Raw genomic sequence first — 14,483 nt, 5'->3', positions numbered from 1 at the left:
AAATTTTTAACTGAATACCAACGCTTTATAATCAGTTTTTTATAAATTATTATTTTCCCTTCTCTATTATTTTTTCTACCCGAATCCTTCTAACTTCTTTAATTGATATCCCTTCTCATAAAAAAAAGAAAGCATCAACGGTAAAAAGAATTCAAGTCGTGCAAAAGCTTTTTGACTATCATGCATAACAATGATTGAACCACTTGTTGCATTCAAAATTACATTTTGCAAACATTGTTCTCCGGTAAGTGATTCATCAAAATCACCACTTATCACATCCCACATAATAATCTTTACATTATTCTTTTTTAGTGCGGCATTGATATTTTTTGCCTGGAATGAAGTGATTCTTCCATACGGAGGTCGAAACAAAATGGAGTCAATATATTTCCCTGCTTCATTCACATCAGCCAAATACATTTCACTTTTCGTTTTCCAACCATTCAAATGATGATGCGTATGATTTCCTACCGCATGTCCCTCATCTAAGATTCTTCTGTAGATCTGCGGTTCGGCCAATACATTTTTACCAATGCAAAAAAAAGTCGCTTTGGCATTGTACTGCTTCAATTGGTCCAGGACAAAAGGAGTAGCAACAGCATGCGGGCCATCGTCAAATGTGAGGTACACATTCTTTTCTTTTGTGTCAACACTCCACAGGTAAGAAGAATAAATTTTTTTGAGCCACCAGGGAGTTTTTACAAAATATTTCATAAAAGCACAAGGTACTAGGAACAAGAAAAAAAACAAGGAACAAGAAATCGATTTTTAAGTCTTGTGTCTTGTGCCCTGAGCCTTGTGCCTTCCTTTGTTATCTTTGCAGCCTATGAGTAAAAAAGTAAGGGTTCGTTTTGCGCCAAGTCCTACCGGCGGTTTGCATTTAGGTGGCGTAAGAACTGTTTTATATAATTATTTGTTTGCAAAACACCATAACGGTGATTTTATACTTCGCATCGAGGATACTGATCAGAGCCGTTACGTACCCGGAGCGGAACAGTATATTTTTGATTGTTTGACATGGGCAGGTTTAGAACCTGATGAGAGCCCGGTACATGGTGGCAGCTATGGACCTTACCGGCAAAGTGAAAGAAAAGAACTCTATCGCCAATATGCAGAACAACTCGTTGAGGCGGGTCATGCTTATTATGCATTTGACACTCCTGAAGAGTTGGAAAAAATGCGGCATGATTTTAAAACCACGGAAAATCCTTCACCGCAATACGATCAGTCCGTAAGAAATAAGATGCGGAACTCTATTTCGCTATCGGCTGAAGAGACAAAAAAATTTTTAGCGGCCGGTACCAAACATGTGATCCGCATAAAGATGCCACATCATGAAACCATTTCTTTTACTGACATGATCCGTGGCGAAGTGCATTTTGATACATCTATTGTAGATGATAAAGTATTACTGAAAGCGGATGGCATGCCTACTTATCATCTTGCCGTCGTAGTAGACGACTATTTGATGAAGGTCAGCCATGCGTTTCGGGGTGAAGAGTGGTTACCTAGTGCACCGGTTCATATTCTTCTGTGGAAATATTTGTTTGGCCTGGAAAACATGCCGCAATGGGCACATTTCCCTTTGATCCTTGGTCCGAATGGCAAACTGAGTAAAAGAGATGGTTCTAAATATGGCTTCCCCGTATTTGCTATGAACTGGACCGACCCCAGGACTAATGAATTGACAGAAGGATTTAAGGAAAAAGGATTTTTACCGGAAGCATTTATCAACCTGCTGGCATTATTAGGCTGGAATGATGGTACTGAACAGGAAATTTTTACGAAAGAAGAATTGATTGAGAAATTTTCAATTGAAAGAGTACATAGCGGCGGAGCCAAATTTGATTACGAAAAAGCCAAATGGTTCAATCATGAATGGATAAAGAGGTCGGAAATCGGAAGTCTGAAGTCAGAAGTCAGAAGCTTCCTGAATGAAAAAAGCATTGCAGTTTCGGATGATGACTTATTGGAAAAAGTGATCGGATTGGTAAAAGACCGTTGTACATTGCTGACTGATTTTTATGATCAATCATCCTTCTTCTTTCAATCACCCGGTGAGTATGATGTAAACGCCGTCAGACCCAAATGGAATGAAGACAAGAAAAATTTCTTTATCACCTATTCGGAAAAAATAAATAACCAAACCGAATGGGGCGCCACGTCGCTGGAAAACCTATTCAAAGAATTGGCTGTTGAAAAAAATATAAAACCGGGTGAACTCCAATTGCCATTTCGGATAATGCTGGTTGGTGGTAAATTCGGCCCTCCGGTTTTTAATATTGCTGAAATAATCGGAAAGGAAGAAACAATTGAAAGAATCAAAAAAGCAATCGAAGTCTTTTAACCTTGTTTTTGTATTAGTTCCATTACTACAATTAAAGGACCGGTTCCCAATTGTTCAATTAAGTCCCTGTCTTCCGGGGTGAGATGGACCATGCCTGCAATATTTTTTTCGGCATGACTTGCCGTCCGGATACCGGGAATAACCGTAGCAACTTCTAGATAGCTTAAAATATAACTTAACGCCAACTGCGTCTTGTTGATGTTATATTTCCCGCATAATTCCCAAGCCGGACCCAACGCATGGTTAGCCGCTTCAATTATTTCTTTTGTTAGCCGGTTCCTCCGGTGATCATTGTCGGGAAACGAGACTTTATCATCAAACTTACCCGTTAACAAACCAAATTGCAAAGGCATCCTGGCAATGATGCCATAGCCCGCTTGCGACGCTTTCTTTACAAGGGGTAGCGCTTTTTGGTTTAGCATATTTAAGACTAACTGAAACCCACTGCCTGTTTTTTGTTGCATAAAAAATTCGGCTTCCGGAAAAGGATCAAAGGTGTTCAAGGAAATACCCCAGTAACGAATCTTTCCCTGTTGCTGCAACTGTTTCATCGCTTCCAAACAATCGCCTTGCAGCAAGTGCGACAACCTTGCCGTATGTAATTGATAATAATCGATAGCATCCCGTTTCAATCGCTTCAGACTTTCTTCACAGGCTCTTACAATATATTCCCCTGAATAATCAACCGTGAATCGATCGTCTCTCGATACATTACCCACTTTAGTTGCGATTATAATATCCTGCCGGTTGCCCAATACTTCGCCGATCAACTGCTCTGAATGTCCTAAACCATAGATATCGGCCGTATCAAAAAAATTAATTCCCAGTTCAACTGACCGCAGTATTGCCGCCTTTGATTCATTATCATCAGCATTACCCCAACCAATTGCTGTATTTCCGATCATAGCTCCCCCACCAATAGCCCAGGCGCCAAATCCTATTTCACTTACCATTAAATCGGTATTACCGAATTTTCTATAGCGCATACACCAGGTTAAGAATAAGAAAATAGTTTTACTTGAAATGAACTTCTTTGAACACAATCGTCAGCATTGAATTGGAAAATTAAAGAATAATCCAACCCTATGCTTATTTTTGACCACGAACAATCGCCAATATGAACAGACCCGTCAGAGTTTTGGTTGCCAAAGTAGGATTAGATGGTCATGACCGCGGAGCGAAGGTCATCGCCACTGCGCTTCGTGACGCAGGCATGGAAGTAATTTACACGGGCCTTCGCCAAACACCCGAAATGGTAGTAAATGCTGCTTTGCAGGAGGATGTAGATGCTATCGGCATCAGTATTTTATCCGGTGCCCATATGACGGTATTCCCAAGAGTGATTCAATTGATGAAAGAAAAACAGATGAGCGATGTGTTACTCACCGGAGGCGGCATCATCCCTGAAGATGATATGAGAACATTAAATGAAATGGGAGCGGGAAAATTATTTGCTCCCGGCACTACCACCAGCGAGATTGCTGATTACATCACTGATTGGGTAAAGAAGAACAGAAATTTTTAAGCTTCTCTTTCAATCATTAAGATACCATTTCTTATACCTCAATAAAGCTTCGATAAAATAATAATCGGCATAGGTCAACGGCACATCAACTTCTGATTTGTGCGGCAATGAACCAACACTGTGTTTTAAAATAAAGCCACCATTTGACCCTGGTTCGGCACGATAGGTTGGTGTGGAAAGTGATTTCAGGATATCAACCGCCCTCTGAATATATTTTTTAGACTCTTCTTCGCTGGTGTATTGTGCTAATTCCAACAAAGCTGACGCCATAATTGAAGCAGCCGATACATCCCGATAAGTATAGCGGGTGATCGGTGCATTATAATCCCAGTAAGGAATTTTATCAGCCGGTACAGTCGGATGATCCACCAGGAATGCGGCGATTTTCCTGGCCTGCTCAAGATAAGCAGGCTCTTTGGTGAAGCGATACATAATATTATAGCCATAAAGCCCCCATGACTGGCCTCTTGCCCAGGCTGACTCATCGCTATATCCCTGCGCAGTTTTCTTTTTCACAATTCCGCCATCCGAGGCAGCATAATCAAGCACATGATAAGAGCTGTTATCAGCCCTGAAATGATTTTTTAATGTTGTATTGGCATGGTCGATAGCAATTACTTTGTATTTAGGTTCTCTGAGTTCGTCACTCACCCAATTGAGCAACTCGAGGTTCATCATATTATCAATGATAACCGGGCATATCGTATCCTTCAGCGAATTCCAGGATTGAATAGCACGAATAGTTGGCCGGTAGCGCTTGATCAATGTTTCAGCCGCAGTCGTCACCACATCTTTATAAGCCGGTACACCGGTAATGCGATATGCATTCCCGAAACTGCAATAGATCATAAAACCAAGATCATGGTTACCGGTATAATATTTTTCTTTTTCAAGGATCGCCAATCGTCGTTCGGCTTCTGCTTTTATCGACGTGTTCTTAGAGTATTCATAGATATACCACAATGTGCCAGGGAAAAACCCACTGGTCCACCAATCAGTATTACTGGCAATAAAGCGGTTTGCATCGAAGGAACGTGGCATAGAATCTACTGGTGTAAGACTCGCCATGTATTTATATTGCTTTACGGCCAGGTCCATATTTTCTTTGATAAGGCGGGCCATCACTTTTTTGTCCTTCTGAGAATAGGCGTTTATCATCACTAAAACCAAAAAGAAAACAATACAGCGCTTCATAATTTATTTTCTATTGTTTTAATCCGGTGAAACAAGGTTTTGATTAACAAATTCATTACGCTTATCTCTAATAGCAGCGAATATTTTTGTTATTCCGATTGATTATGATTTTCTGAAGATAAAAAGTAACCTGCTCAAGACCCTATTTTCATTTGTTTATTTTTTATTGTTTTTTGGCCAAATAGAATCTTGCCTGTCGGCAGACAGGTTCGCCAAATAATCATCCCGGTTGGTGATAAGCATTATCATGGCTCATTTCAAATGTAATTTTTTAAACCCGATTTTGTTTCAGCCGAAGGTATATATTTAGCTACTTCCCTATTTTTGAAAAAAATATTCTTTATGTATTCCTCCCTGCTTGTTCAAACTGAAAATAACATTACCACCATCACCATCAATCGGCCCGATAAATTAAATGCCCTGAATAAAACTGTTATTGAAGAGCTTGGCGCCGCTATCGATGCAATGATCAGCAACCCTGAAGCAAGGTCGGCCATCATTACGGGTAGTGGCTCAAAAGCATTTGTAGCAGGTGCTGATATCAGTGAGTTTTCTTCACTCGATGCAGCAGGTGGAAAAGCATTGGCACAGCGGGGGCAGGACCTTGTGTTTTCTAAAATTGAAAACAGCCCGAAACCCATTGTTGCTGCTGTCAATGGCTTTGCCCTGGGTGGCGGTTGTGAACTAGCCATGAGCTGTCATTTCCGTATCGCTGCTGTTAATGCAAAGTTTGGTCAGCCAGAAGTCAATCTTGGTTTGATACCGGGCTATGGAGGAACGCAGCGCCTGGTGCAATTGATTGGTAAAGGCCGGGCCATGGAGTTGTTGCTGACAGGTAATATGATCGATGCTAACCAGGCATTGCAATATGGGTTGGTTAATTATGTGGTATCGCAGGAAGAATTATTGACAAAAACAAAAACAATTTTAGACATTATTAACTCTAAAGCTCCGCTGGCCATTGCTGGCTGTATCAGGGCTGCCAATGCCGTGTTTGATGAATCAAAAAATGGTTATGCAGTGGAAATAGAAACTTTTGGAGACCTCTTTGATACGGCAGACGCCAAAGAAGGTGCGGCGGCGTTTATGGAAAAAAGAAAAGCAAATTTTACAGGCAAATAAGCTCAAATAAAAGAGCCTTACGATTGGTAAGGCTCTTTTGCAATAAGTGAAGACTGTTACTAATAACCGAATAATTCAGTCAGCGAAAGTTTTTTCAACTCGCCATATTTTTTCAGATCATCCATCTTGATATTTTTCTCCGATCCCACTACGGAATAAGTATACGCTTTTTTAGATAGCTCCTGCTGGTGATAGCTGTACAGGTCATCCAATTTTAACGCTTTGTACTTTTCATAATTGGTTTTGCGGATATCATCTTTCAAACCTTTTTTCTCCGCATTCAGGTAGCTGAAAATGATACCTTCTTTTGTAATGCGTTCGGTCTCGATGTCTTTATTCAGGCTTTTGCGGGCACTGATAAAGCTATTTTCGTTTTTGGGCAAGTCTGTCAGCAGTTCATTCATTCCATTAATAGCTTCATTCAATTTATCGGCCTGCGTTCCTACATATGCTGTAGTAGTGTAATTGTCTTCTTTTTTTGCCGGTGTGCCTACAAAGGCATAGGTCGAATAAGCCAGCGCTTTTGATTCACGAATGGTTTGAAAAACGATAGATCCCATACCGCCACCAAAATAGCCATTGAACATATTTACCAGCGCATCCTTGTTAGCATCAAATTTTTCCAGGTTTCTTGACCAGAAAATATCCGCCTGTACCGCATCATACTCAGCGAACAACACCTGGTTATTGGTTTGAGAAGTACGTTCAAACTTCACGGCTTCTGGAGCCACTGTCCAGGTTGATGGTGTATTATGTAACTTTTGAATTGAAGCAGTAAAGGCCGGCAATTCTTTTGGCCCGTAGTATAATATCCGGTGCTTGTAGTCAAGCAGAGAATGAATAATGGCAATCAGTTCTTCCGCTTTGATATTATTGATCTCCTCATCTGTCAATCCATAATTGTACGGATTCTTAGGGCCATACAAAGCATAGTTTCTTAAAGCGGTTGCAATAGCATTTTTATTCAGTTTATTGTTAGCTCTTGCTTTTAGCAAACGATTTTTCAGACCCGAAAGAGCCGCTGTATCAGCCTTACAATTTTCAATCAGGTCTTCTAACAACGTAACGGCTTTGTCGAAGTTCTCCTGCAGGCCTGTTACGCTGATTGTAGTCTGCTCTGTTCCTGCCGATGCACTGAAGCTGCAAGCCAGGTTATAAAACTGCTTGCTGATATCTTCGGCAGAATATTTATCTGTACCGATATACTGCAGGTATTGCAGGGCCACTGACAACAACTTATTGTTCCACGAACCCATATCGAAATAATAATACAGGTTGAAAATGCTGTTGTCTTTATTTTTTACATACAACACTTCAGCATTACCGGCCTTCGATTTTTGAAGGTCAGTAGCAAAGTTGACCCACACCGGCTTGATGGCAGGCAATTCGGTTGCTGTGATCTGTTTTACAAAAGGGGATTGTTTACCAGCGTTGGTTTCAACCGGCGTGATGGCAGGCTTCTCCACTTTCACAATATTCTTGTCTTCGCCTTTGCGTTTATAAATGAGCACATAGTTACCATCAGCAAAAAATTTATTGGCGAATTCCACAATGTCCTTTTTAGTAATTGCATCCATATCATCCAACACAGATACATCTTTATCCCACTCCTTTCCTTGATGCTTAATATAGCCGTCAACCAGGCCAGCCACTCTTGCACCATTGCTTTCCAATGCCTGTAATTCCGCCAGTTTATAATTAGCCACAATGGCTTTGATCAACGATTCTTCAAACTCACCTTTCTTCAATACAGCAATCTGGCTCATCAAAAGGTCTTTTGCTTCTTCCAGCGTTTGCCCCTGCTTGGGTGAAGCACTCAGGATAAACATGCCGTAATCCTTGTACTGCTGAATGCCTGCTCCGGCGCCCTGTAATTTTTGTTGCTTGTTCAGGTTCAGATCAAGCAAACCAGCTTTGCCATTGGATAAAACGGAAGCAGCTACGCTCGCCAATAAAGACTCCCGGGTATTATTGGCGCCCACCCGATAAACAATCCGTAAACTCTCCGCACTGGGTCCAAATATTTCTTTTACAACAGGCCCTGCAATAGGCGCCTGTTCCGGCCCCTTGTATTGTTCAACGGGTTTAGGTTTCATGTACGCAAATTTGGCATCGATCAGCTTTACCATTTTATCCGGATCAAAATCACCGGCCATGATAAAGGCAATATTATTCGGCACATAATATTTATGATAGTAGTCCCGGATGGCTACCAGTGAAGGATTTTTTAAATGCTCAATGGTGCCAATGGTGGATTGCAAACCATAATTGTGAGTAGGAAAAGTGTTTTTAAACATCGCTTCCTGGATTTTGCGTCCGTCATTGTCAAGGCTGATGTTTTTTTCTTCGTACACCGCTTCCAGTTCCGTATGAAAGATGCGGAAGATTGGATTGCGGAAACGCTCAGCTTGTATCGCTAAAAATTTCTCTACGGCATTGGATGGAATATCTTCTTCATACACGGTTTCCTCTACCCAGGTATGCGCATTGGTGCCCTGAGAACCTATCGATGCCATGAGTTTATCATACTCATTGGCGATGGAAAATTTGGATGCCTCACCGGAAACCCTGTCAATCTCTTTATAGATTTCTTTTCGTTTCAGCGTATCGGTAGTTGAATTGTATTGCTCGTACAAGGCATCTATTTTGTCGAGTAGCGGCTTTTCTTTTGCCCAATCCAGGGTACCAAATTTATCAGTGCCTTTGAACAATAAATGCTCGAGGTAGTGAGCCAACCCGGTATGATCGGCGGGGTCATTGTTGCTGCCCGTTCTTATGGCAATCTGTGTGGCAATTCTTGGTTCTTTTTTATTCACCGAAAGCACTACGGTCAGGCCATTTTTCAACGTATAAAAACGGCTTTGGGTAGGATCGCCTGTAACATATTTATATGTGTAACCTCCCGAACTGACTTGTTTCCATTCATGTTTTTTTTGAGCCAGCACCGCCACGTTGACAAACAGAAGGGTGACCAGCAACAAATGTTTCACTTTCATAGTAGCTATGTTTTAATAAATTTTGACAGGAAATATAAAGAAAGAAACGCTTTTTGGCCTGCAAATACTGGATTTGCGGTTAAAGAATCTTTTAACAGGTAAATGATAAATGTTAATCGAAGATTCACTTTTGAAGCTCCTTATTTGTAATTACATAAAACCCCAAAAAACCAGTTGCTAAAGTAAGGCTAACAGTTTTATATCCAGAGATTGATTTTTCATACTCGCAAGGAAAGGCAACCTCTTTGGTAATACCTTTAAATTCCAGAAGTACATAAGGTTTTCTGCAATTACTCTTTCTTTTTGCATAGTTGCCTGTTTCAATGATTTCCAATGTAACTTTCTCAACTAGGTCACTTTTAAAATAATAATTTATTGCAGTTATAAAAAAAATCAATACTGATACGCCACTTAATACTCCATAAAAACAGGTCACAAAAAGCCCATGTCCCTTCCCATTCCATATAAGGTATATGACAATTACTCCCAAAACCCCGCCTCCAATTATCGATAAGGAAAGTATTTTAGAATGAATAAAGATTTTCTCTAGGAGAATAAGGCCCCAAACAAGTAAAATTGTATCAATAATAATAAGCAAATAGGCAGTAAGTTTCTGTTTCTTATCACTGCTTTTATTCGCTTCAAGAGCAATTCGTTCCTCTCTTTTTCTCCTACTTTTCTTTCCCAAAAAATTAAAAACGTTTTAATCAGTCTATAATGCAAAAATGAACATTATTCTAAATCTATTTCTCAACCAACTTCTCACCAATCAAATACACACCTATTTCACTGATCAAAGGCGTTCCCTTTGCATCTTTGATAACAAGATTCACAGCACTGGCTTCCACGGCCGGGAACGTCACAATTCTTTTCCTGCCGATGGTGGTAATATCTATTTCTTTCACCAATTGGGAACCATTCAATATTTCCAGTTTGGCCGCGGCCACATTTTGTCCATACCGGGTAGCCTCCTGCAACACGATACAATTGATCTTTTTTACTTCTTCAAACTTTATCCAGAGCCTCGTGTTTTGATAGTTGGTCAGTTTTTCGAACGTTGCCTTATTGCCATCGGTAAACTTAGTACGTTGAAAAATGCTGCCGTCCCTGTGCAATTCGGCTTTACTGGCTGAAGCAAAATTGACATCAAAACTTTCCTTCAACAGTTTTTTAAAGCCTACCAGCGAAGCCGAATCTCTTTCATGAATCAGTCCGCGACGATCCGGCGGGATATTCAACAGGAAATTAGCGCCACGGCCCACGGACTTTAAGTAAAGATCAAATAATTGTTCCGGTGTTTTTACCTTATCATCTTCTTCTGCATGATAAAACCAGCCTGGCCGGATACTAACATCACATTCGGCTGGTATCCAATGTTTGCCATTACTATTTCCCTGGTTCAACGTATCCGTCGGCGGTGCACCTTCTCCCCTTTTGAATCCCGCGGTGTCTAAATAATTCCAATTAGTCTGTCCTGCAATTCCTTTTTCATTACCCACCCACCGAATATCCGGGCCGATATCGCTGAACACAACGGTGTTCGGGGCGTATCTCCTCATTGTATTTTCAAACCGCCTGAAATCATATTGTTGCTTCTTTCCACTCGGACCTTCGCCATTGGCGCCATCCCACCAAAATTCAAAGAAAGGTCCATAACGATTGATGAGTTCCTTCATCGTGTTTACATATACATCATTGTATTCTGCCGTGCCATATTTCGGGTGATTGCGGTCCCATGGTGACAAATACACTCCAAACTTTAAACCATACTCTCTACAGGCTTTTGCAAGATTCCCTACTACATCACCTTTACCATTTTTCCATTTACTTTCCCGCACTGTATGTTTTGAAAATTTACTGGGCCATAAACAAAAACCATCATGGTGCTTGGCAGTAAGGATGATGCCTTTGGCGCCGGACTGTTTGGCAATTCTTGCCCACTGGCGACAATCGAGGCCGGTAGGGTTAAAAACGTCTTCCGGTTCATCGCCATGCCCCCATTCCTTATCGGTAAATGTATTGGGGCCAAAGTGAATAAACCAATAAAACTCCAGCTCATGCCAGGCCAGTTGTTGTCTGGTTGGTAATGGTTGCTTGTTTTTTTCCTGCGCTGCAATCATTAGCACCATTGCCTGCAACACAACAATCAACAAAAGTTTTCTTTGCATAACCTAATCTTTTTATCAATAATTATTTGGCCATTTCAAAAAGCGTGGCTTCATTGATCTTATCAACCGGGTTCATAATATAAGTGAACACAGAATTATCTTTCATCAGCTCCACGATCCTGAAACCCCGGTAATCAGTACCCCAGTTACCGCCAAAATGTGCGTCAAAAACGCACGGTATTGATCTTTTTATTTTTATGCCTTCTTCATCATGATCATGCCCGTTGAAAACAGCTCTTATATTCTTATGACGGGAAAACAGATCAAATAGTTCGGGGCAATCAACCCCATGTTTTGTCAGCTTACCGGGATTGATATGCAAAAAAATGAAAATATTGTCCTGCTCTTTGTGTTCTTCCAGCTTTTGACGAAACCAGTTTACATCCGGACATAAATAAGTACCCGCTTCATTGGAAGTAGTTGCAATTAAAAATGAATTCTTTTTGATCTTAAAATCCAGGTTCACCGGCATCTTCCAAATGCTTTCCCATTCCTCCGCACTGGCATGATCATGATTGCCCTGGCTCACATAATATTTAACTGCCAATTTATCCAGCGCCGCTTTGGCGGCAGGAAAATGTCTTTTATCATCATGAATGATATCGCCATTGATGACACAAAAGGAAAAAGGATGCTTCCGGTGTTCTTCATTGATGCGGTTGACAATAGCGGAAAAGAAATTTTCATAATCTGTATTGGGTTGCCCATAATGCCCGTCAGAAGCAACGACGAACCGAAGTTTTACTTTGCGACGGTGCTCTTCTGTTAAAAAATAATCATGAGCTTTTAGAATCTTTCCATTAGCCAGCAATAAAAAAGCTGGGACTGATAAACTGAGGAACTCTTTACGTTGCATGGTATTTGTTTTATTCATAACCATTTTTAATCGTGATCGTTTCTCCTTTCTTCATCTCTATTTCAAGAATCTCATTTTCTAATTTATAGCTCTTTTTCAAATTGGTGAGGTAAAAAGTTTTGAAAGGCTTTTTCAATCGTAAAACACCTCCCTGTTCAGCAGTAATTGTCGCTTGAGACGGCACTGCATTTTCCTTGTCGGCGCTAACCAAAAAAGCTCCTTCGGCCCGCAAGGTTTTAAAGGAAACATCTTTCCAGCTTGCCGGCACGGAAGGAAATATTTCTATTACACCATTTCGTGTTTGGAGTAGCAACTCATGAATTCCCTGGGCAAATGCAAAATTGCCTTCCAATGTAAAAGGGCGATAGGTAAAGGATGAATATTGGCCACCTCTCTGATCGCCATTCAAATGGAAACTATTGGGTGAACAAAAATTGGACGCAAAGATTTGCAATTGCTTTACGGCTTTATCTGCTTGTCGTGCTCTTGCATAAATACAGGCCATCCAGCTAAAGGAATAGCCACACCATTGACTGGTTCCTTTGGTTTCAAGGTGCCGGATCGATCTTTCAATTATTTGCTTATCCTTTTCATAATCTATATCTAACAGGCAAATCGGATAGATAGCCATATAAGGAGAATGATGACGATGAGAAACTTCCAGGTTTTGGCCGGGTGCTATAGTGAGGCCTGTTTCGTTGACATCAAGATCAGGTAATGTCATACTCACGCCGATCCATTCATTGGGTCTTCTATCATAAGCAGTCGCAGACACCTTTGTACCAAAATCATAAAAACCTTTGATTAATGCCAGATCGTAATTTGTAAAACTATCGAACCATGCTTTTATACTATTATCGTTGTACTCGGGACTTGAACTTAATAACAGCTTAGCCTTATTATTTTTATCCTTTTCTTTGTTGAGCATCTCTGCCGTATATCGCTCCACTTCATTTAAATAAGGATAACATCTTTCTTTTAAAAACTTTTCATCCATGCTGTATTTCCATTGCCAGTAGAAATGTTGGGCTAGCCAGGTGGCAGTTGTCGGACTCATGGAATATTGTATCCATCCGCCCATCTCTTTTCCACTAATCGTGGTGACACCCGGCACATTCAATCCATCCACACCAAAATAATTCTTTGTCCATTTTTTATTCAGCTCTTTTACTTTCCATAGCCAACTGGTATAACCTGCTGTTAGGTCAAGATGATTACCGGCATAACCCGGCCAATAACTCAACTGCGTATTTAAATCGTGATGAAAATCGCCTTTCCACGGCGGGAGGTTTCCATTGTCGGCTGTCCAGATCGCCTGCAATGAAATTGGTGGTGTATTGCTCCTGGCAACACAAGCGAATTTATACATCTCGAGGTAGTACTGCCGATCCAATTGCTTGTCGGGTAGTGTAACGGAAGAACGGCTCCAATAATCTTTCCACCATTTTATATGAGAAGGCCAGCCAGTGGGCTCTTTCAACTTAAAGTTTGGATCCGCTAACCGTGCCGGTTTATTATTCGTTATTGTCCATTGACCGATAATCCTGTTACCCGGAAGCCGGTACCATTTAACCAGCACTTCATAAAAATTTTCTTTCCAGGTTGGCTGATGATAAAGGATACTGTTATTCGTTTTTGTAATCGTTCCTTTTTTATAACCCAGCCTTTCCAGCCCAATCCCTTCCACACTATTACCCGAAGTGCCTCTTTTCCCTGTATTATAATTGGGGATCACCAGTTCGGGAACAAAATCCTTTGTCGTAATATTTTCAAAGCCAAAATATCCTACGGGATTAGTTGCATGGATATAATTATTAAAAATGGTTCCATTATCAAATTTGATAACCGATAAGCCGGTTGCAATGTCCAATTCATTCGAAATTGCTTTGCCTATTTTAGCTAAATCAAATTCGATGGCTGCACCCGGTATTTTAGTCGGCGCCGGGTATTTTTCATAAGGCTCGTCGCCTAGTTTCTGTACGGTATCATACTGGCTCTTTTTCACCTGCTCCACCACCCAGCTAAATGTAAGTTTGTTGATCTCGGGCATCGGACGATCATCCCACAGATCAACCCGATCCAGTGACATCCTTAATTTATTTTCTCTTTGCCAGATCAATGCACCCAGCCAGCCATTGCCCAGCGGAATTGCCTCATCCCATCGCCGGGCCAATGAATCAAAAACCAGGTTATGTTCCTTCCGGGGTTGTGCTTGTAATGAAATAGCTATAGGCAGGATTACACAAAAAAGAAAAATGCCTCTTTGCATGCAACA

At 40.9% G+C, this 14,483-nt stretch carries 11 protein-coding genes; 3 read left to right on the top strand and 8 right to left on the bottom strand.

Annotated features, from left to right (window positions below):
* Positions 1–75: 75 nt before the first annotated feature.
* Positions 76–714 (bottom strand): polysaccharide deacetylase family protein, encoded by a 639-nt coding sequence (locus P2W73_RS04555; protein ID WP_276500810.1) that lies wholly within the window; start codon positions 712–714, stop codon positions 76–78.
* Positions 715–826: 112 nt separating this feature from the next.
* Between P2W73_RS04555 and gltX the strand changes: the two genes are divergently transcribed.
* On the top strand, positions 827–2,347 hold the full coding sequence (gltX, locus tag P2W73_RS04550) for a glutamate--tRNA ligase (RefSeq protein ID WP_276500809.1): 1,521 nt from the start codon (positions 827–829) through the stop codon (positions 2,345–2,347).
* Here the strand turns inward: gltX and P2W73_RS04545 are convergent.
* Positions 2,344–3,333 (bottom strand): aldo/keto reductase, encoded by a 990-nt coding sequence (locus P2W73_RS04545; RefSeq protein ID WP_276500808.1) that lies wholly within the window; start codon positions 3,331–3,333, stop codon positions 2,344–2,346. The genes gltX and P2W73_RS04545 overlap by 4 nt on opposite strands.
* 131 nt (positions 3,334–3,464) lie before the next feature.
* Between P2W73_RS04545 and P2W73_RS04540 the strand changes: the two genes are divergently transcribed.
* Entirely contained in the window at positions 3,465–3,872 is a 408-nt protein-coding gene (locus tag P2W73_RS04540; protein WP_276500807.1) for a cobalamin B12-binding domain-containing protein, read from the top strand.
* A gap of 9 nt (positions 3,873–3,881) precedes the next feature.
* Here P2W73_RS04540 and P2W73_RS04535 read toward each other — a convergent pair whose 3' ends face one another.
* Complete coding sequence (locus P2W73_RS04535) at positions 3,882–5,066, bottom strand: glycoside hydrolase family 88 protein (RefSeq protein ID WP_276500806.1); 1,185 nt, start codon at positions 5,064–5,066, stop codon at positions 3,882–3,884.
* Between the two features lie 342 nt (positions 5,067–5,408).
* On the opposite strand from P2W73_RS04535, the gene P2W73_RS04530 reads away from it, so the two are divergent.
* Positions 5,409–6,188, top strand: a complete 780-nt coding sequence (locus tag P2W73_RS04530) for an enoyl-CoA hydratase/isomerase family protein (RefSeq protein WP_276500805.1) — start codon at positions 5,409–5,411, stop codon at positions 6,186–6,188.
* Positions 6,189–6,247: 59 nt separating this feature from the next.
* Here P2W73_RS04530 and P2W73_RS04525 read toward each other — a convergent pair whose 3' ends face one another.
* The 5 genes from P2W73_RS04525 to P2W73_RS04505 all read right to left on the bottom strand — a co-directional run bounded on the left by P2W73_RS04525 (position 6,248) and on the right by P2W73_RS04505 (position 14,477).
* The gene (locus P2W73_RS04525; RefSeq protein WP_276500804.1) at positions 6,248–9,184 is read right to left on the bottom strand and encodes a M16 family metallopeptidase; all 2,937 of its coding nucleotides are present in this window, start codon (positions 9,182–9,184) and stop codon (positions 6,248–6,250) included.
* 124 nt (positions 9,185–9,308) lie between these two features.
* Positions 9,309–9,872 (bottom strand): hypothetical protein, encoded by a 564-nt coding sequence (locus P2W73_RS04520; protein WP_276500803.1) that lies wholly within the window; start codon positions 9,870–9,872, stop codon positions 9,309–9,311.
* A gap of 55 nt (positions 9,873–9,927) precedes the next feature.
* Positions 9,928–11,352: an alpha-L-fucosidase gene (locus tag P2W73_RS04515; protein ID WP_276500802.1), complete on the bottom strand. Its 1,425-nt coding sequence runs from the start codon at positions 11,350–11,352 to the stop codon at positions 9,928–9,930.
* Between the two features lie 22 nt (positions 11,353–11,374).
* Positions 11,375–12,226, bottom strand: coding sequence for a metallophosphoesterase family protein (locus P2W73_RS04510; RefSeq protein ID WP_276500801.1), 852 nt, complete (start codon positions 12,224–12,226; stop codon positions 11,375–11,377).
* A complete protein-coding gene (locus tag P2W73_RS04505; RefSeq protein WP_276500800.1) occupies positions 12,219–14,477 on the bottom strand; it encodes a glycosyl hydrolase family 95 catalytic domain-containing protein in 2,259 nt (752 codons plus the stop codon). The genes P2W73_RS04510 and P2W73_RS04505 overlap by 8 nt, the downstream gene beginning before the upstream one ends.
* Positions 14,478–14,483 lie beyond the last annotated feature (6 nt).

It is taken from the genome of Terrimonas pollutisoli (assembly GCF_029360765.1).
GTDB classification, from domain to species: Bacteria; Bacteroidota; Bacteroidia; order Chitinophagales; family Chitinophagaceae; genus Terrimonas_B; species Terrimonas_B pollutisoli.
Note: the sequence above shows the minus strand (reverse complement) of the source record. Positions and strands in the feature narration are given on the sequence as shown.

What these genes read in the sequence shown, in the direction of transcription:
- P2W73_RS04555 (WP_276500810.1), bottom strand. Translation starts at nt 714, where the DNA reads ATGAAATATTTTGTAAAAACTCCCTGGTGGCTCAAAAAAATTTATTCT.
- gltX (WP_276500809.1), top strand. Translation starts at nt 827, where the DNA reads ATGAGTAAAAAAGTAAGGGTTCGTTTTGCGCCAAGTCCTACCGGCGGT.
- P2W73_RS04545 (WP_276500808.1), bottom strand. Translation starts at nt 3,333, where the DNA reads ATGCGCTATAGAAAATTCGGTAATACCGATTTAATGGTAAGTGAAATA.
- P2W73_RS04540 (WP_276500807.1), top strand. Translation starts at nt 3,465, where the DNA reads ATGAACAGACCCGTCAGAGTTTTGGTTGCCAAAGTAGGATTAGATGGT.
- P2W73_RS04535 (WP_276500806.1), bottom strand. Translation starts at nt 5,066, where the DNA reads ATGAAGCGCTGTATTGTTTTCTTTTTGGTTTTAGTGATGATAAACGCC.
- P2W73_RS04530 (WP_276500805.1), top strand. Translation starts at nt 5,409, where the DNA reads ATGTATTCCTCCCTGCTTGTTCAAACTGAAAATAACATTACCACCATC.
- P2W73_RS04525 (WP_276500804.1), bottom strand. Translation starts at nt 9,184, where the DNA reads ATGAAAGTGAAACATTTGTTGCTGGTCACCCTTCTGTTTGTCAACGTG.
- P2W73_RS04515 (WP_276500802.1), bottom strand. Translation starts at nt 11,352, where the DNA reads ATGCAAAGAAAACTTTTGTTGATTGTTGTGTTGCAGGCAATGGTGCTA.
- P2W73_RS04510 (WP_276500801.1), bottom strand. Translation starts at nt 12,226, where the DNA reads ATGAATAAAACAAATACCATGCAACGTAAAGAGTTCCTCAGTTTATCA.
- P2W73_RS04505 (WP_276500800.1), bottom strand. Translation starts at nt 14,477, where the DNA reads ATGCAAAGAGGCATTTTTCTTTTTTGTGTAATCCTGCCTATAGCTATT.